This is a genomic window from Ruegeria sp. C8 (genome assembly GCF_056537565.1).
Genome location: NZ_JBQFRV010000014.1, coordinates 94,184 through 111,918, shown reverse-complemented (window position 1 = coordinate 111,918; position 17,735 = coordinate 94,184). Strand labels below are relative to the sequence as shown.

Here is a 17,735-nt window from a genome sequence, read left to right as displayed (position 1 = left end):
TGGCAACCCGCTACGACAGGTGCCCAAAGGTCTTCCTGTCAGCAATCGCCCTCGCAGCACTCGTTATCTATTGGCTATGAGGCCTGAACCTGGCGGTTCGACAAAACACGCTAGAATATCAGCAATATAGTCAAGTTCATTCGGAATTTAGATCATCTACCGACCACATATATTCCATTAACTAAATGATTAAATGGTCTAGGCTTCCCATTGGATGAATCGAAATTTTAGGAGAAGAACGTGCGATACGTTGCAAAAGGTATTTTGATTTGTTGCGCTGTCGCGTTTGTCGCAGTGTTTGCAGCTTGGTTTTTCCTGTCTTCTGCGTTTTTTTCCTCGGTCAGAACTACTTTCGTCGAAAATCTGATCTCTAAGAAACTTGGCCAGGAGGTTAGTATTGAAGATGAAGTGCGTCTGGGTATTGGTCGGCAGTTGCGGGTGTCAGCGGCAGGGCTGGAACTACCCGGTTCTCGGAATGCTGGTGTGAACCTTGCGGCAATCGATGAGATTGAGTTTGAAGTTTCCGCACGCGACCTCTGGAACAGTAAAATCTCACTGAGTGGTCTTTCGCTCTCGGGTGTTCACTTGAACCTGATCACGGACAAAGATGGCATCGGAAACTGGCAGTCTTTTTCCCAAACGGAAACTGAAGTCGGGAAACCTACAAAATCCCCGACACCGCTGTTGGCGGGAATTCTAACGGACCGCAAAATTGATCTGACTGATATCGCCATTCTTTATAAAAACAATTTAAACGGACTTGAGTTGGACCTGCAGCTTCCTGAGCTGCTCTTAAAGCGTGATACGGAAACTGATGTTGCGACGGCAGTCGGGGCCGGTTCGCTGAACGGAGAGAGGTTTGATCTGAACGCGACATTCCCCACGGAAGACCCGTTTCGGTTGGCGGTGAACTTCGAACAGACTTCGATTGTCGCCGAGGAAGTTCCTCAAGAGAACGGTCTGCAAGTGGCAACGACCGTAGAGATTGCCGAACTTGGCCAGATTCTCGATATCCTGAAGCTGAGCCGCGTTTTGGAAGGCACAGGGAGTATTGGCGCGACGTTTACATCAGTCGACGGCGTAGCACGGATTGATGACCTATCTGTATTGGCGGAATTAGATGGCGGGCAAAGCCTTTCGCTGACGGGGCAGATTGGAGAATTGGGGAACCCGGAAGACGTATCGCTGACAACCCGAATTAGGTTGTACCCAGAAGATGCGGAACCAGCCCCAGCCGCCTCGCGATATGATCTTAAACTTATCGCAGTCGACATGGTTATCGACAGCGTAACCGGTCGGGTGCCGCAGCGACAAATGGTCATTAAGACCAACGGTTTCACGTTGGACACGTCCGGCGAAAGCCCGCCCCCGATTAAGTTCTCCGAGCTTTCCAGAACACCAGAAGGCGCCTTAAAAGTCGGAAACATCAACCTTAGAATTGGGAACCCAGCCGATCCGTTTATCATTTTGAACGGTTCGGTCGATGACGCGCTTCAGTTGCAAGGCATATCAGCAGAAGGCCTAATGGATATACCGGCAAGCAGTTTGATCTCGCCAGAATTGTTGGGACCAGACGACCAGCTTGGCAGGTTTTCCGGTGACTTCCATTTGAACGGCGACATCAATCAGCTTTCGCTGACAAATTTGGATGGAAAGACAAGCGATACGGAGGTCTGGAACCTTGAGGTGCATGGCACTGTTAAGAATGTACTCAAATTCGAGGACCTGGATTTGGCAATTGATGTCGCAGTTCCATCCGGGGCGGACCTTTTGGAGGCACTATCGCTTGAACGTGTGGAAACCGGGCAGGCTCGTCTTGAAATCAACCTTGTAAGCGAAGGCACTGATTGGAACGCGAGTGCCAATGTTGAGGTCGCCGACTCTATCTTGCAGATTATGGCCGATCTTGATGATGCAACAAGCGACCCGGTGCTTCAGGGTTCCATTGAGAGTGACCTGATTAAGATAGATCAGATCCGAACTATCGTTCAGGCTGCCGCACAATTGCGGAAAATAGGCGGCCCAGAGCCGGAAGAGAAAGAAACTAAACAAGAAGACGAGGGCGGCCAAGGTGCGTTAAGAGATGTAACGCTTAAACCTATCGGGCGCTCAATTCTCTTGTCCGGTATGGATATGGATGTCGACGTTGACCTTAGGCACATCGAAGGAGCCCAGGGCATCAGCGGTTTGCAGAGCCAACTGACGCTCAACAAAAATGAGCTTAAGGCCGGACCTTTGAAGTTTGAATATGGAGGCGCTCATTTCGACGTTAGCGGGCAGATGGATCTTTCGAACGACGCGCATCTACTCACGTTGACTGGCAAAGCGGGCGGTTGGCAGCTGGATGATATTCTTCACAACCTGAACTTCAAAAAGGGTGCGAGCGGTACGATCTATGCAGATTTTTCGGTGACCGGCGGAACCGATTCACCGAAGCATTTTGCAAACAGCATGAACGGCAATGCTACTGTTTCAATGCGTGATGGCTCGATCGAGACGCAACTTTTGGATCTGGCAGGGCTAGGGGTGCTACCTTGGGTGTTTACCAAAGAGAAGCAAAAGGTTGCTCCAATCGTTTGTTTGCGTGCGCCGATTAGTATCTCAAATGGAAGTATTTCGACGAAACAAACCACATTGGAGACAGACCATGTCCAAGTTGTCGTCTTTGGCGGTGTTGATGTGGCGGGCAAGGTTTTGAACCTAAATCTGCAGCCCCGTAAGATTGGCGAACCTCTATCGAAGAGTCCCTGGCCCGTGACCTTGAAGGGCCCACTAGCAAAGCCGAAGATCAAGGTTAAAGACGGTCCGAAACGACTGAAACGATCGGATGGTGCAGACAAAATGCCGGAACAAAGAAAGCTATGCGTTCCGGATATATTGCAACTGCAATAGTTGGGGAGGCGATCAGTTGAAGTCAAGTCTAGGGTTCAGAAAGGCAGACTTTGCTTCCGAAGAGCAATTTCTGCTTTGGGCTCGGTGCAGACATTCAGTTAATTACGCCCAATGTCTGCAATGCGGACAAAGCGACAGTTCGCTGCGGCTGCGCAGATGTCCGCTCCCGTGCGGCGATGCGAAGAGGATATTTTCTTGTCACTCAGGACCTTTCAACCAATTCAATTCAAATCACGACGGTACAAACTCTGCCATGCGCACCATCCAACTCAAATGTAATCATGTGTTTGTGGCACAACATCAATGACGCGAGCGCCAAGCCTTTAGAGACTCTTCGCAGCATATTCCTGACAAACATCGCATCTTCGTGCATGATAAAAAAACAGGCAGACTTTTTTGCTTCCTGGAAGTGCTTGAAATCTCAAGAGGCGCGCTTTGGAAATATTGGTTAACGGCATAAACACGGTTCTTTGGAATTACGTATTGATCTACGGACTTCTTGGGACGGGTATCTTTTTTACAATTCGTCTTGGTGCGCTTCAGTTTCTCCATTTTGGGGAAATGTTGCGTGTCCTGACGTCTGCGAAGAGCACGGACAAAAGAGGTATTACTCCTTTTCAAGCGCTGACAGTAAGTCTGGCTTCCCGCGTCGGCACTGGAAACCTTGCTGGCGTAGCGGTCGCTCTGACCTTGGGAGGTCCAGGCGCAATCTTTTGGATGTGGATCGTGGCATTGGTTGGAATGGCCACCGCCTATTCCGAAAGTACTTTGGCTCAACTCTACAAAGTCACGTCTTCCAACGGCAGGTTCAGAGGAGGTCCTGCGTTCTACATGGCTAACGCCTTGAACGCTCCTTGGGCTGGAGTCATTTTCTCGATCTGCCTGATTGTCAGCTTTGGTTTGGTTTTTGTCGCCGTCCAATCCAACTCGATTGCTGAAGCTTTCGAGGGCGCGTTCGGGTTAAACAAATTGATGGTTGGCATAGCGCTGGCCGCAGCCGCAGCGGTAGTTATATTCGGTGGAATAAGAACCATCGCAAAGTTTGCAGAGATCGTTGTACCGCTCATGGCGGGTCTCTACCTCTTGCTTGCCTGCGTTGTCGTAGTCCTGAACATTTCCGAAGTACCCGCAATGTTGTGGTCGATTGTTGCCGGGGCATTTGGCCTTCAGGAAGCTGCCGGAGGCGTGACAGGAGGCGTCATGGCTGCTGCGCTTAACGGCATCAAACGGGGACTTTTCTCAAACGAAGCGGGCATGGGCTCGGCCCCAAACATTGCAGCGGTTGCAACACCTGATCCCCACCATCCTGCCAGCCAAGGTTTCGTTCAGGCATTTGGGTGTTTTGTGGATACGATTTTGGTCGCAACGGCAACTGCACTGCTTATTCTTCTGTCGGGCGCAATCGAAATTGATGGACCTACCGGAATGCGACTGACTCAAGACGCCGCGGCGGTCCATCTCGGCGAAATAGGCCGCCACTTTATCGCGATTGCCATCGTCTTCTTTGGTTTCACATCCATACTTGGCAACTACTCATATGCCGAAAACGCGATGACGTTCCTAAAATTGGAAGGCAAATTACCGATTTACATCTTGCGATTGGGTTGCCTTTCAATGGTTGTTTGGGGCGCAGTGCAAGCTGTTGCCACAGTGTTCAATTTCGCGGATGCGGCCATGGGAATAATGGCGACCATCAATTTGGTTGCGATAGTGCTGCTCTCTGGCACCGTCTACAAACTAACGGTGGATTATTTCTCGCAACGCCGACAGAACCTTGAACCTCGCTTTGTCGCAAGCAAATTTCCCGAGCTTAGCAAGGGCGTAGATCACACTGTCTGGACGGAGGAGATCCATGCCGACACTCAAAACCACTGAAAGCGAAAGGCTTCAGGAAGTCTTGGACGACATTGCAGATCGCATTGCCGGCATGTCCGAAAGGGGGAAGGTAGCAAAGTATATTCCAGAACTCGCAACAGTTGATCTGAACCAATTCGGTATTGCCGTTGCACCCATCAACGGTCCGCTCGTGTCTGCTGGGGACGCGGGCACGCTGTTCTCAATCCAAAGCATCTCAAAAGTGTTCTCGCTTACTTTGGCGCTGCAACAGGTTGGCGCCACCTTGTGGCAGAGAGTTGGTCGAGAACCTTCCGGCGATCCGTTCAATTCGATCATTCAGCTTGAACACGAGCGCGGAATTCCCAGGAACCCGTTTATCAACCCCGGTGCGATCGTAGTGGCCGATGTTCTGCTCGAAAACCGTTCTGCTGATGACGCAATCAACGACCTTTTGACGTTGTGCCGAGGGCTTTCGGAGGACAACTCGGTTGACGTTGATGTGTCGGTTGCAGGCTCAGAGATCCGAACCGGATCAAGAAATCGTGCACTTGCCCATTTTATGCAGGCGGAGGGTAATCTTAAGGCGCCGGTAGAGGAGGTTCTGTTGCTCTACTTTCGCCAGTGTAGCATCGCCATGTCTTGCGAACAGCTGGCACTAGCAGGTCGATTTCTTGCCGCAGCCGGGCAAAACCCGGCCACCGGCGCCAAAGTATTGTCAGCGCAACGCGCAAGAAGAATTACTGCGCTCATGATGATGTGTGGATCCTACGATGCCTCGGGCGAATTTGCCTTCCGTGTTGGCCTTCCAGCGAAAAGCGGGGTCGGCGGCGGAATCCTGTGCATTGTACCTGGTATCGCGTCTGTTGTCGCCTGGAGCCCCGGGCTCGATCAAAAAGGCAATTCCCATTTGGCAACAATCGCATTTCAAGAACTGGTCCGCGCCACAGGGTGGTCCATCTTCGGACCAAGTGTTTAACCCGGATTGTGGCACCCGGGCTCAAGTGTTCTTAGTTCCGCTTTAATGACCGGCAGAGGACACAACTTAAGTCAGACCGGTATGGGTGGCGGCGCTGTCAGACGAGTGATCCGAGAATAGGTTTACAGCACTTTGAGCGGCGATCATCTTTTCATGGATAGAAGCTTAGAAAGCCCCCTACCCGCCTCAAACCAAGTTCTTATGACAAGACTGATCCAAGGGCATCTTCTCGGCAATCAACTCGCGCGACTTGTTATCCAATGGTTATAAGGCCTTAGCTAGATTTTCTGGCAAGACCGAGGCGCTGCTGTCAATCACTCCGCTTTCTGCAAACTGCCGATTAAGCCTGCCTCACAGAAACTCAAAAGGTTCAAGGTCATGCTCTCGCGATCCGCCTCGCCAATGTTTCCGCTTAGGGCCAAAATTCGCCACTGCGACGTACACAGGGCGAGCATTGAAGACACGGCAAACACCAACGCACCCGCGACTCGTTCTGGACTAGCCTCAGGGTGTTTTGAGCACAGCTTTTCTACAACCCGGATGGCCACCGGATCAAAGTGGGTTTTGGCCAAATCTCGCCACCGTGTATCAGCTGAGACAATCGCCACTATTCGTGCATAAGCAAGCCACTGAGGATCTCCGCTGAAGGCTCGCGAAACGAGCGGCAGCATGAAGGCTGACAACAAATCACCGACACTCCAGTCCGTCTGTGCGTCCAACAACTCAATTCTAGAGAGACGCTCTTCAGAGAGTTCGGAAGCTCGACGCGCCACTATGCGCTCGAACAGCTCTTCTTTAGGACCCCCGTGAAAATTCACGTTGGCTTTCTGAACCCCCGCGCGTTCAGCAATGTCTCGAATTGAAGCGCCTTCGAATCCCCTCTCGGCAAAAACCTGTTCTGCAGCGTCGAAGATTCGTTCTCTCGCGGCGACGGATCGCTGCGACGGAGCTCTTTTTCTTTCCTTTACAGCATGTTGTGGCATCTCAAAAACCAGTTTGCCTTATTTAGAACGTTCGTTCAAGATAAATACTGTCGCAGGAGGAGACACGAATGGAACAGGCGCAGTTGAGAGCGGGCCAGCTGGTTGAGGCAAAGGCCCGCCCCGAAGAGTGTTTTGCTTTGATCGGTGCGGGGCCAATGGGCCTTGCAATGGCAAAGACGCTTGTCGAGCAGGGAGTGCCATTTCAAGGATTTGAACTGGCCGATGATGTGGGTGGTCTGTGGAACATCGATGCACCTCGGTCCACGATGTACGAGACCGCCCATCTCATTTCTTCCAAGCGCATGACGGAATTCACCGATTTCCCGATGCTAGAGGATACGGCAGAATATCCGTCACATCGCGAAATGAAGGCCTATTTCCAAGACTTCGCAAACGCGTTTGACCTGTATCAACACTTTCATTTCGGAGCCGAAGTTCTGAAGACCGAACCATTGGAAAGCGGCGGATGGGAAATCACCTGGCGAGACAAGACCGGCACCCATCATATCCAAAACTTCGCAGGGTTAATGATTGCCAACGGTACGCTGTCGGAACCGAACATGCCGGATTTCCAAGGTGAATTCACAGGTGAACTCATCCATGCGTCCGAGTACCGCTATCCCACCCAATTTGCCGGTAAGCGCGTTCTGGTTGTTGGCGCGGGCAACTCCGGTTGCGACATAGCGGTCGATGCCATTCACCATGGCGTATCTTGCGACCTCTCTATGCGCCGCGGGTACTACTTTGTTCCCAAATATGTCTTCGGAGTCCCTGCCGATACAATGGGAGGTAAGATCCGCCTGCCCATGTGGTTGAAGCGGAAGGTGGACGGAGCGATCCTTAAGTGGTTTGTCGGTGATCCGCAGAAATACGGGTTTCCGAAGCCGGACTACGCTCTTTACGAGTCGCATCCAGTGGTCAACTCCCTCATTCTGTTTCACGCGGGGCATGGCGACCTGAAGGTTCGTCCGGATATCGAGCGTTTGGACGGCAAAACCGTTCATTTCCGCGATGGGACCTCGGCTGAATATGACATGATACTGGCCGCGACCGGGTATAAATTGCACTACCCGTTCATCGACAAGAAACATCTGAATTGGAAGGGTTCTGCGCCTCACCTCTACCTAAATTGCATGCACCCAGAACGAGATGACCTGTTTGTTCTTGGCATGGTCGAAGCATCGGGACTGGGCTGGCAAGGACGTCATGAGCAGGCCGAAATAGTCGCTCGCTACATTTCCGGATTGCGGTCAGGCAACTCCGCGGCGCAGGCAATCCGCTCCACCAAGTCCGATGGGTATGAGAGAGCAACAGGAGGTATGAACTACATCGACCTTCCGCGCATGGCCTACTACGTGGACAAAGCGACCTACCGGAGAGAGGTAACGGGCCAAATCGCTGCACTCAAGGCGGCTGAAATATGAACGGAATAGATCAGGTCGTTCTGAATTTTGATGCCGGAAATCTTAGAGTTCTCAATGCCATCCTAGCGATCGTCATGTTCTCAATCGCGCTGGATTTGCGTACGGACGACTTTCGGCGCATTGCAGGTGCACCCAAAACCCTCATTGTCGGTCTTGTGTCGCAGTTTCTAGTACTTCCTGCGCTTACTTTTCTTATGATCGTCGCACTGCGGCCAATGCCATCTGTAGCGATGGGCCTTATCCTCGTTGCTGCGTGCCCTGGTGGGAACATATCAAATTTCATGACCCACCGGGCGAAAGGGAATGTGGCGCTATCAGTTTCGATGACCGCTTTCGCGACGGTCGGAGCCATCGTCGTCACTCCGGCGAACATTGCATTTTGGGGTAACCTTTATGGCCCGACGCGCGAGATCCTGCAGCGCACTGAAATCGACCCAGTCGCCGTCGCAATAACGGTCGGGTTCATGCTGATCCTACCATTGGTCCTAGGAATGCTAGTAAACGCGCGGTTAAAACCATTGGCTGATCGCATTCGCCGCCCAATGCAGTGGCTCTCAATGGCCATCTTTATTGCCTTCATTGTGCTCGCGCTGGCTGCCAATTGGGCGAATTTTCTTCAGGTCGCCGGAGCCGTCATTGGTCTCGTAGTTGTCCACAATGCGCTGGCATTCCTTGGAGGGTACACAACGGCAACGATCACAGGGTTGTCCGAGCGGGATCGCCGTTCAGTTACAATTGAAACAGGTATTCAGAATTCGGGGCTGGGGCTCATCCTGATCTTTGCCTTTTTTGGAGGAATGGGAGGTATGGCTGTTGCCGCCGCTTTGTGGGGCATATGGCACGCGATTTCTGGCTTGGTTCTTGCGGGCTTCTTCGCAAGGCGGGAGCTTCCGGCATGAAACGCCTTCTCATCTCTGGCGCTGCAGGTTCAGTCGGAACAGCGCTGCTAAGTCGCTTGGCGCAGAAGGACAATTGTACCGTCATAGCTACGGATATCCGAGAACCGGCAAAATTGCCGCCCAACGCGCGGTTCATCAAGATGGATGTGACCAGTAGCGACCCACACGACGTCATCATGTCAGAACGCCCCGACACGGTCGTGCATCTCGCTTCGATCGTAACCCCCGGGCCAGACACAACCCGGGACTTTGAGTACCAGGTCGATGTTGAGGGCACCCGCAAAGTTCTTGATGCCGCCATTTCCGCGGGGGTACAGCGACTGGTCGTTACGTCCTCAGGCGCGGCCTATGGCTATCACGCCGACAATCCAGCGCTATTGCGAGAAACAGACGCAATTCGAGGCAATCAGGAATTCGCCTATTCTTGGCACAAAAGACTGGTCGAAGAGATGTTGGCAGACGCGAGAGAAACAGCCCCAGATTTAGAGCAAGTCGTATTGAGGGTTGGGACGGTTCTCGGGAACCACATCGAGAACCAGATTACGTCCTTGTTCCAAAAGCCTTGCCTGATTGGGCTTAAAGGATCAGAAAGCCCCTTTGTCTTCATATGGGACAAGGACCTGGCAGAAATACTGCTGCGGGCATCGACAAACGGGCCTGCGGGCATTTTCAACGTCTCTGGCGACGGTACGCTTACTGTTTCCCAAATCGCCAAGGCCATGGGCAAGACTGTGCGCTGGTTGCCGCCAAAGTTGGTCAAGATGGCACTGGCCGTGGCCCGACCCGTAGGGCTTTCTCGCTATGGTCCTGAACAAGTTCGATTTCTGCAGTTTCGGCCAGTGCTGGACAATACGGCACTCAAGGTGAAGTTCGGCTATCAACCCAAATACTCAAGTGCCGAAGCATTTGAGCTCTGGTGGGAGCACGCGAAGTGAAAAAAACTGCAGTCATAACTGGTGGTGCTGGCGGTCTGGGGCAAGCTTTATCTGAAGCATTGCGAGAACAAGGTTGGCATAACGCTATCATTGACCTGCCAAGCCCGCGCCTGGACGGTTTGGCGGAGGGCGAAGATCTAAGTCTCTACGCTTGTGACCTCACAAAACCTAAACAGTGTGCAGATATATGCACTCAGATTTTGAAGGATAGACCTTCAATTGACATGGTTGTTTACAACGCAGGGGTCACACAAATCTCGGCGTTTGCCGACAGTGACATGAACTCCCATCGCGACCTTTTTGAGATCAACTATTTTTCTGCAATTGAGTGCGCTCGGCACTTCTTACTTCCACTAAGAAAGTCCAAGGGAACGCATCTGGCGATCTCATCAGTCGCGGGATTTGCACCGCTTTTCCATAGAACTGCCTACGCCGCTAGCAAGCACGCAATGGAAGGTTTTTTTAAGTCTCTGAGAGCCGAGGAAACCCGTCATGGGGTGTCCGTTACTATTGCTGCACCTTCCTTTGTTGCGACGAACATCGGGCAAACCGAAAAAGATATGAAGGGTTTCGCCCGTCCGGGTTCCGCAACTGACGGTGTTGACTACATGACGCCACAAGACGCTGCTAAGATCATTCTCCGCGGGGCTCGGAACCGAAAAGCATTTGTGCCCGTTGGTCGAGTTGCAACCCTATCGAACGTCATGAACCGATTAGCTCCGTCGCTGTTCTTCCGCCAAATGATGCGCACAATTGGAAGGAGTTAGTTCTCGGAGGGTGCTGGCAGACGAAATCGAACTGGTCTTTCCTAGGGCAGTAGAGCTGTCCTTCATGCCGCGCCGAGTTCGCGCCACTCGCCGAGAGCAACGGCGCGTGTCAGCTTGAAGGCTCCTCGGCTGTTGAGAGACCGCTCCTGATTAAAGTGGTTGTAGAGGGAGGAGTGAATGGCGGCGAATTTCTGTAATCTTTGCATACGCCAAAAACGCTGCATCCCGTATTCTTTTCCTCAATGTCATTCGTGCCACCGACTATCGACCTTCCTGCTTCCAATCCAGCCCGAGACAAAACTATGACCGTTTAGAAATGCCAAAAGTGGTCATTCTGGCTCATTGCAGCATCCCACAAAATGGGCTCGGTGCGGTCATTCGGCTAAATTCCGTAAACGACTGAGTTGCGGACAAAGCGGAAATCGCAATGCATTTCTACTGGTCATTGCCGCCGCTTACTTGGCAAAGCCGCTGCCGCGGTGCGGCCGCCAAAGCAGCCGTTCGCTGTGGATGCCAGAACCTAGTTCAATAAAACTCGCTGCTTGCGGGACAGCTGTTACGTCGCTTGTGGGCTCAAACAGCACTGAAGGGCCGGCAGAAATTTGTTCGCAATTCTTTTTTCGAGAAAGCAAAGCCTTGGGTTACTATTCCAAGTAACCTTGTCACTTCATCCGCAGATTGGTGACACCCTCATTCGGTGCGCGGTCAGAAAAACTCTAGCTTTCAGATCATTTAATAAAGACTATAGTTATCTCGTTAAACCGTTAGGCAGCTCCTCGCTCCACTTTCGCAATTCGTCGAGAAACCCAAGTGCCGTGCAGCCAAGGTCAGTGATAGAATATTGCACGGAAACCGGAGCGGTATCCATCACGTATCGGCTCACCAGCCCCTGCTCTTCTAGCTGGCGCAGCCGCTCGGCAATCATCTTCTTACTGGCCCCGCCAATCATGCGCGAAAGATCGTTGAAGCGCACAGGTCCATTCCTAAGATGCCACAAGATCGAACCTGTCCACTTTCCGCCAATGATCCGCATACCACGCTCGATTGCGCATGGCTCCTGACAGGCTTCTGACGCATGTCGGCGCCCTTTGGCATCCTCTTCAATTCGCGCCCGCATCAACGTCCTTTCGCTCAGACAACTAGGTTACCAAAAGTATACTAGTTGATTTCTCATACCTACACTCTCAAATGCTATTTGAACCCGCTGAAAGTCAAGGGTTCAGAGATTGCACAAATAGGATATGGACATGAGCAAAATCCTGATCGTGAACGGCACTCAGCCCTACGAATTCGCCCCCGGACAGTTGAACGCCAGCCTCGCCGAGAGAGCGCGCGACATGCTGACTGCAATGGGTCACGACGTTCGCGTGACCACCGTCGCCGACGGCTATGACTCGAATGCTGAGGTTGAGGCGCACCTCTGGGCCGATACAGTCATCATGCAGTTCCCGGTGAACTGGATGGGTGTTCCGTGGATCTTCAAGAAATACATAGATGAGGTTTATACGGCCGGCATGGACGGTCGTATGTGCGCAGGCGACGGTCGAACGACTAACTCACCCAAGGCTAATTACGGCACCGGCGGCACGCTAAATGGCAAGAAATACATGCTGTCGGTTACCTTCAACGCCCCGAAAGAAGCGTTCGATGATGCGTCCGAGCCTTTTTTTGCGGGAGCCAGCGTCGACGACCTACTAGCACCGATGCACTTGAACGCAAAGTTCTTTGCCATGCAGCCCCTTCCGACTTTTGCTGCATTTGATGTCATGAAGAACCCGGAAATCGAGGCCGATTTCGCTCGATTTGACGTACATCTGAAAACCACATTTACCGAGGTTGAACATGTCCCAGCCTGATATCCATCTTTTCACTGCGGGAACGATGAACGGGTACAAACCGGTTATCTTTCTAGAGGAGGCAGGTGTCCCTTACGACCTGACTCACATCAACTTTTCCAAGCAGGAACAAAAGGCGCCGGATTATCTGGCGCTGAACCCTAACGGAAAGATCCCGACAATCGAGGATCGTTTGGAAGGGCGCGCCATCTTCGAATCCGGTGCAATCCTGTGGCATCTGGCCGAGAAATACGGAAAGTTCCTGCCTGCGGATCCAGTAAAACGGTCCGAGGTGATGCAATGGGTTCTGTTTCAAGTCGGCCATGTAGGCCCCATGATGGGACAGGCAATGTATTTCCAGCACATTGCAGCACCCAATGGCCACGAAGAGCCCTTTTCAATCCGCAGATACGTGGACGAAAGCCGCCGCTTGATGGAGGTGATGAATACACGTCTGGACGGGCGTGAATGGATCGCTGCGGACGAATACACCATTGCCGACATGATGCTGTACCCGTGGGCGCGTGCTCATGTCTGGGCACGGGTAGATGTATCGGACCTGCCATATCTGAACGCATGGTTCGACCGCATTGATGCCCGGCCCGCCGTGCAGCGGGCGTTGACCATTCCCAAGGCCAACCCTCAGTTCTGGGACGCCGCCGCAGATGCCAGCGCCTTTGCTAAGGAAAACGCAGCGCGGTTTTCGAGCGATGTGAAAGGAAGCTGAAGCGGTGAATGCCGGGCATTTCCGGCATGATCACCACACGGTCGGACTGGAAATTCCAGTGCGCCCTCGCTGAACGAACCTTGCAGGGTTGCAAGGCGAGGGTCTCCACGACAACCTTCATCCTACAGAAAAACACTCAATCGGGGTGGTCGCTTGCCGACCACTACAACCTTGGAATTTTGAAGGGTCCCTAATTTATGGCACTGCATAACCACCCCATGTGGCGGAAGCCGCAACATCATCAAGACCTCGACCACACTCACGACCACGTCCACTGGGCCGAGTTGTTCTATGACCTGATCCATGTTGTAACGATCTTCCTTCTTGGGAACTACCTGTCACACCACCTCGATCTGAGTGGGTTTCTTGTGTTCGCCGGTGTCTTCATAACGCTCTGGTACGCATGGGGCGAACTCAGCATTTTCAACTCGATCTACGTCAGCACCGATTTCTGGCATCGCCTGATCATGGCCGTGATGATCTGTACGGTGATGTTCATGGCCGCCGCCATCCCCGCCATAGACGGCAAGGGCTGGGTTTTCTTCGCGTTGGGTTTTGCCGCGAACAGAGCCATGATCGCCGCGCTATATTTCCGTGCTCAGCGAACCAATTCCTCGGGCGTTTCGATGTCGGCGGCACAGATCCGCAACTTCTCGGCCTTTGCAGTGATCTTTGCCATCACGGCGTTTCTGCCTAAACCGCTTGCCTATTGGGCGTTTGCTGCCGCGATGGTTGCCACGCAGGCGATGTACATGATCCCCGGCGTCACTGTCCTGCGCTTTGAACGGTTCGTCCCGCGCCTCGGTCATATGGCAGAGCGGTTTGCCTTGTTAACGCTGATCGTTTTGGGTGAAGGGTTCTTCAAACTGGTCGTCACACTGTCTGAGAAAGGCATCTACAAAGTTTCACCCGACGTGCTGGTCAACTTTGTAATTGGCGGCGTTTCGATGTTCGTGATGTGTTGGATCTACTTCGACTTCGTTGGCAACGCCAAACCTAAAGACAAAAAGGTTTCGACCTTGGTGATCTGGTGGCTTGCTCATCTGGTCTTGATGTTGTGTGGCGTAATGGTCGGCGTGGCCCTTGCGGCCGAGGTTAAGGTCGGGTTTTGGGAGCCTTACCCAACAGAATATGCCGCCATTGGCTGTTTCGGCCTTGCAGGCTACATCGCCATGCTTTGGGTACTTCAGAACGTCATTGAACACCGTGTGGCCTCAGATTTCGGGCGCTGGGATGTGCGGGTGTTTGGGATCGTTCTGGCAATCGCGTGTTTCTATATCGTCCCGCATGTCCCATCGTTGGTTGGCAATCTGATTTGGGGCACGGCGTTGTTGTCGCAAATCGCGTTTCCCTTGATGCGCGCAAGAGCGAAGCTTCGCCATGACTGAAGCGGTCACAGCTGCAAACTACCTGAGAAAAAGAGTGTACTGGTGGCTCGAGCGCCCAGACCGTGCTGCGACCGGCCCTTGGGTACTTGAACTCGCTCTAATCGCTCTGATCACGCTGAACGTGGCCGCCGTTATCCTTGAAACGGTCGATTCAATCTATGACCGCTGGGGGTTCGCACTCAACCTGTTCGAAAGTCTTTCATTGTTCGTTTTCGTAGTGGAGTACGCGGCTAGGCTTTGGGTTGCGACAGAAAACCCAAACTACAAAACGCGCGCATCCTGGGCCGTTTCTCCAATCGCTATAATCGACCTATTGGCCATACTGCCTGCACTGCTTTACCTGCTCTTTCCGGTTGACCTGCGCCTGCTCAGGACGTTTCGTATGTTGCGCTTGCTCAAGCTCACAAGGTACTCACCCGCGCTCGGCATGTTGCTTGCTGTGTTCGAGGAAGAAGCCGGTGCTTTTTTTGCGGGTTTCTTCATCCTGATGGTGATGCTGATCTTTGCTGCAAGTGGCGCTTGGTTAGCAGAGCACGAGGCGCAACCAGAAGCCTTTGGCTCAATCCCGGCGGCGATGTGGTGGGCGATGGCGACATTGACAACCGTCGGCTATGGCGACGTAACGCCCGTGACAGTTGCTGGTAAGATCTTCGGCGCTGCGATCACAGTGATTGGCATTGGTATGGCTGCATTGCCAGCAGGGATCATCGCAAGCGGTCTAAACGACCAGTTGCACCGCCGACGGGCCAGCCTGGAACGTGAATTTCGAAAGGCGTTGGTAGACGGCGATATCTGCGAGGCCGATGAGAAAGAAATTGACGCAGTTCGCAAGCAATTGGGTCTCTCGCGCCGCGCTGCGGATCATATCCGCAACCGCGTACATGCCGAAACGATGTCACAGGTTGATCACTGTCCCACCTGCGGTCAGCCAACGAAACAAAGTGACAATCCCTGATCGGTCACAACGACAAACCGGCGTCGACCGGAAAATTCTATTACAGCATCCTGTGCTGCCTCCGAGGTCCGCGATGAGCCCTTAGCCACGGATGCTGCATCGGACATGAACTACCGTTGCGTGAGCGTTTTTCGGGATCACCGCAATCCAGAAAGCGAGATTCTCGTTATTGTCCGTCTTCTCGGCCAGATAGAGCAGCAACCAAGAAAACGAATACTATTGTCAGCGGGGTCGGAAACATCGTCGACACTGTAGAAAAGCCGTGTTTGGCGGTCACACTCATTGAAGATTGGCCAGCAAAGACAAACATTTTTTTGCCACAAGATTTTTTTGCCCAAAATGCGTTAGCCGGGCATAGACCTTTGTGGACGTCGAATACCAATCGACTGGCATCTCTACCAAATCGCCACGCGCCAGATACGGATCAACAAAGCTTCGCCAGCCCAAACCCAAACCTTGACCCAAAGCCGCGGCTTCCAAAAGATAGACATAACTGTCGAATTCTTCTGAAATCGGCCAATCAGCGTATTCTGGGTGTGCCCTCCACCAAACTATCCAATCCACCCAGCCGAAGTTTTCTTTCTGTAGCCGCAGAAGAGGCGGTGCTTCACACTTTCCCGATAAAGCGTCTAACGCTCTCCTGACCATTTCAGGCGTACCAACCGGTTTTATCTGTTCCTCACATACCAGGACATGTTCCGTATCGGGCTCTGTTTCAGAATACTCGAAGACAATATCGCCACCAGTATCCACTGCCGCTTCAATCAGATTGTATTCGGCTGTCATGATCCGCAGTTCGGCCTCATTTCCTAAGGCGTTGCGAAGATTTCCGTATCGGGGCATTAACAACAGGTGCGAGACTGAGTGCGAACAAACCAGCGTGACCCGATTGTCCACCTGCTTCAAATCTTCAATCGCATTTTCTAAAGCATTGAAGCCCTGGACAACACCGGCGTAGAACTGGCTGCCCTTGGAGGTAAGGGCTACAGGGCTCTTGTCGCGATTAAAGAACGCGACACCATACCGGATTTCTAGATTGCGTATATGGCGGCTGATTGCCGGCTGCGATGTATTAAGCTCTTCGGCAGCGCGTGCAAAACCCCTTAGACGAGCAACCGCTTCGAATGCAACAAGCGAGCTTAAAGAAGGGATATTGTATCTACGATCCACTATATCATTCTTGATATGGTTATGAGCACATAAAAGCAATGGAAAACGCATGCGTCCACAGCCATCCTCACCAGCAGAACTCGTGATCTAAATCTGATTGGGCAAGCCGTGACAGACTATTCTAAGCCTCGGAAATGGGCCGACCCCAAAGTGAAACTTTTTCCCCACCAAGTGGGGTTTACCTGCCCTCCGCATGATTTTGATGCGGCCCCGTCCGATTTCCTGCGCATGGCCCCGCGCAGCGTTGGCGTGCATGGTCGAATGCTGCACGTGCCGGACTATGCCCACCGCCTGGATCAGCGCAAAAAGAACTTTGGCCTGCTGGAAGAGTACATGGAATGTATGGCCAATAACGGCGCTGACGTCTGTGGACAAGTTGGCTCGAACTGGGTGCATGCCAGCGGGCTGGGTGTCGAAGGCATCCGTCACCATTGCGAAATGCTGAGCGACAAGTACGAGACCGCGTTCCATATGGCAGGCTATGCCATGGTCGAGGCACTGCGCGATCAGAATGTCGAGAAGGTAGCGCTCAACGCCTGCTACCACAGAGACACCTGGTATCAGGGCACCGTAGGTTTTCTAAAAGAAGCCGGGTTTGATGTGGTCTGGGTTGGAAACTTTTTTGACCAAGGGTGGTTCGACAGTCAGGAAGAGGTTGACGATTGCATTTGGTGCTTTGACGAAGAGCTAATTTACAAGTCCTTCGACTATACCGCTGACAACGCGCCCAATGTCGATGCCTATCTGATCAACGGGATGAGCAATTACCGCCGCCCGTCCGACGGAATCGCCCGTCGCCCGGTTCACTACGAAGTCGAGCTTGAAAAACGCCTAGGCAAGCCAGTCATCGGCCATGACACCGCGCTCTACTGGCGCATTTTCAAAACCTTGGGCCTGGCCCCGGAAACCCGGCAAGGCAGCCTGCTCTCCTCCCTGAAAGACTGAAGT

The 17,735-nt window shown here is 52.7% G+C and carries 15 protein-coding genes and 1 pseudogene; 12 read left to right on the top strand and 4 right to left on the bottom strand.

The annotated features are described in order from the left end of the window. The first annotated feature begins 240 nt into the window (after positions 1–240). From ACR0KL_RS17565 to ACR0KL_RS17555, 3 genes are all read left to right on the top strand, one after another. Positions 241–2,892: an AsmA family protein gene (locus tag ACR0KL_RS17565; protein ID WP_480777332.1), complete on the top strand. Its 2,652-nt coding sequence runs from the start codon at positions 241–243 to the stop codon at positions 2,890–2,892. A 435-nt stretch (positions 2,893–3,327) separates the two neighbouring features. Next, the gene (locus ACR0KL_RS17560; RefSeq protein ID WP_170665873.1) at positions 3,328–4,767 is read left to right on the top strand and encodes an alanine/glycine:cation symporter family protein; all 1,440 of its coding nucleotides are present in this window, start codon (positions 3,328–3,330) and stop codon (positions 4,765–4,767) included. Beyond that, positions 4,745–5,704, top strand: a complete 960-nt coding sequence (locus ACR0KL_RS17555; protein WP_480777331.1) for a glutaminase — start codon at positions 4,745–4,747, stop codon at positions 5,702–5,704. The genes ACR0KL_RS17560 and ACR0KL_RS17555 overlap by 23 nt, the downstream gene beginning before the upstream one ends. A 314-nt stretch (positions 5,705–6,018) precedes the next feature. Here ACR0KL_RS17555 and ACR0KL_RS17550 read toward each other — a convergent pair whose 3' ends face one another. Further along, the gene (locus ACR0KL_RS17550) at positions 6,019–6,687 is read right to left on the bottom strand and encodes a TetR/AcrR family transcriptional regulator (protein WP_170676882.1); all 669 of its coding nucleotides are present in this window, start codon (positions 6,685–6,687) and stop codon (positions 6,019–6,021) included. 68 nt (positions 6,688–6,755) lie between these two features. Here ACR0KL_RS17550 and ACR0KL_RS17545 point away from each other — a divergent pair, with 68 nt between their 5' ends. From ACR0KL_RS17545 to ACR0KL_RS17530, 4 genes are read left to right on the top strand one after another with little or no spacing between them, the layout of a single operon-like run. Further along, positions 6,756–8,111 (top strand): NAD(P)-binding domain-containing protein, encoded by a 1,356-nt coding sequence (locus ACR0KL_RS17545; protein ID WP_170676880.1) that lies wholly within the window; start codon positions 6,756–6,758, stop codon positions 8,109–8,111. Beyond that, entirely contained in the window at positions 8,108–9,010 is a 903-nt protein-coding gene (locus ACR0KL_RS17540; RefSeq protein ID WP_170676877.1) for a bile acid:sodium symporter family protein, read from the top strand. Before ACR0KL_RS17545 ends, ACR0KL_RS17540 begins: the two co-directional genes overlap by 4 nt. Continuing rightward, positions 9,007–9,945 carry an SDR family oxidoreductase gene (locus ACR0KL_RS17535; protein WP_170676875.1) on the top strand — a complete coding sequence of 313 codons (939 nt, stop codon included), beginning with the start codon at positions 9,007–9,009 and terminating at the stop codon, positions 9,943–9,945. Before ACR0KL_RS17540 ends, ACR0KL_RS17535 begins: the two co-directional genes overlap by 4 nt. Next, positions 9,942–10,712 carry an SDR family NAD(P)-dependent oxidoreductase gene (locus ACR0KL_RS17530; RefSeq protein WP_480554697.1) on the top strand — a complete coding sequence of 257 codons (771 nt, stop codon included), beginning with the start codon at positions 9,942–9,944 and terminating at the stop codon, positions 10,710–10,712. The genes ACR0KL_RS17535 and ACR0KL_RS17530 overlap by 4 nt, the downstream gene beginning before the upstream one ends. A gap of 62 nt (positions 10,713–10,774) precedes the next feature. On the opposite strand, the pseudogene ACR0KL_RS17525 reads toward ACR0KL_RS17530, so the two are convergent. Next, a pseudogene (locus ACR0KL_RS17525) lies at positions 10,775–10,948 on the bottom strand (IS6 family transposase); the annotation flags it as partial. Between the two features lie 512 nt (positions 10,949–11,460). Further along, positions 11,461–11,745 (bottom strand): winged helix-turn-helix transcriptional regulator, encoded by a 285-nt coding sequence (locus tag ACR0KL_RS17520; RefSeq protein WP_480554695.1) that lies wholly within the window; start codon positions 11,743–11,745, stop codon positions 11,461–11,463. 214 nt (positions 11,746–11,959) lie between these two features. Between ACR0KL_RS17520 and ACR0KL_RS17515 the strand changes: the two genes are divergently transcribed. The 4 genes from ACR0KL_RS17515 to ACR0KL_RS17500 all read left to right on the top strand — a co-directional run bounded on the left by ACR0KL_RS17515 (position 11,960) and on the right by ACR0KL_RS17500 (position 15,617). After that, on the top strand, positions 11,960–12,568 hold the full coding sequence (locus tag ACR0KL_RS17515; RefSeq protein ID WP_480777330.1) for an NAD(P)H-dependent oxidoreductase: 609 nt from the start codon (positions 11,960–11,962) through the stop codon (positions 12,566–12,568). Continuing rightward, on the top strand, positions 12,555–13,274 hold the full coding sequence (locus ACR0KL_RS17510; RefSeq protein WP_170676869.1) for a glutathione S-transferase N-terminal domain-containing protein: 720 nt from the start codon (positions 12,555–12,557) through the stop codon (positions 13,272–13,274). The genes ACR0KL_RS17515 and ACR0KL_RS17510 overlap by 14 nt, the downstream gene beginning before the upstream one ends. A gap of 197 nt (positions 13,275–13,471) precedes the next feature. After that, positions 13,472–14,662, top strand: coding sequence for a low temperature requirement protein A (locus tag ACR0KL_RS17505; protein WP_480777329.1), 1,191 nt, complete (start codon positions 13,472–13,474; stop codon positions 14,660–14,662). Then, the gene (locus tag ACR0KL_RS17500) at positions 14,655–15,617 is read left to right on the top strand and encodes an ion transporter (protein ID WP_170676865.1); all 963 of its coding nucleotides are present in this window, start codon (positions 14,655–14,657) and stop codon (positions 15,615–15,617) included. The genes ACR0KL_RS17505 and ACR0KL_RS17500 overlap by 8 nt, the downstream gene beginning before the upstream one ends. Positions 15,618–15,896: 279 nt before the next feature. Here the strand turns inward: ACR0KL_RS17500 and ACR0KL_RS17495 are convergent, their stop codons facing one another. Further along, complete coding sequence (locus ACR0KL_RS17495; protein ID WP_480777328.1) at positions 15,897–16,838, bottom strand: LysR family transcriptional regulator; 942 nt, start codon at positions 16,836–16,838, stop codon at positions 15,897–15,899. Between the two features lie 99 nt (positions 16,839–16,937). On the opposite strand from ACR0KL_RS17495, the gene ACR0KL_RS17490 reads away from it, so the two are divergent. Further along, complete coding sequence (locus ACR0KL_RS17490; protein ID WP_480554692.1) at positions 16,938–17,732, top strand: hypothetical protein; 795 nt, start codon at positions 16,938–16,940, stop codon at positions 17,730–17,732. Positions 17,733–17,735: the final 3 nt, after the last annotated feature.